General features: G+C 62.3%; 1 protein-coding gene. It reads right to left on the bottom strand.

What is annotated here, in order from left to right:
* Positions 1–256: 256 nt before the first annotated feature.
* Positions 257–549: hypothetical protein (locus DX908_RS16930; protein ID WP_158548883.1), on the bottom strand; the 293-nt coding region annotated here is incomplete at its 5' end.

The raw sequence follows: 549 nt of genomic DNA, 5'->3' as shown, positions 1-549 counted from the left end.
AGAACGTCCGCGGCGAGGTGCAGAGGTGTGTGAAGTCGAGCTCATGAAGTTTCTCGTTGTCCCAAAAATGTAGGGCGAAGGTGCCGCGAGTGTTCAGCGACATCGGCATCAGCAATCAGCCTCTAAAACACTAAGCCTTCCGTCTGGGCGCTGCGTACAACATCCGGTGTATCTGTGCGGATGTTGGTACGCCGTTGGGCGGTGAACAGAGGTCGCCGCCGGGAGGCGCGGCTGCTCGCGTCGAGCGCCGACGTGGCTAAGGCTCTAGTGTCGCGACGATTCCGAGCGCGGCGAACACCGCACCGACGACGGCGAGCACAAACACGGCAAGCGCCCAGAGGAACAGCGGCGCCGCACTTGTCAGTCGAATCCGATCAGTGGATGCCTGAACCAACGTCGTATGCACGGCGCGGTATCTGCGGTGGCCAACCCAGAACAGCACGGCGGTCATGATGAGGCCGAGAGCGGCAACCGCGTAGCTGCCGATGCTGACGGTGTTGAGCAGGAGTCGCGCGGAGACGAGAGCGGCGATGGCAAATGACAGCACGG

The sequence above is a fragment of the Parvularcula marina genome (genome assembly GCF_003399445.1).
Classification (GTDB): domain Bacteria; phylum Pseudomonadota; class Alphaproteobacteria; order Caulobacterales; family Parvularculaceae; genus Parvularcula; species Parvularcula marina.
The sequence above is the reverse complement of the archived record's forward strand: the minus strand, read 5'-3'. Positions and strand labels throughout refer to the sequence as shown.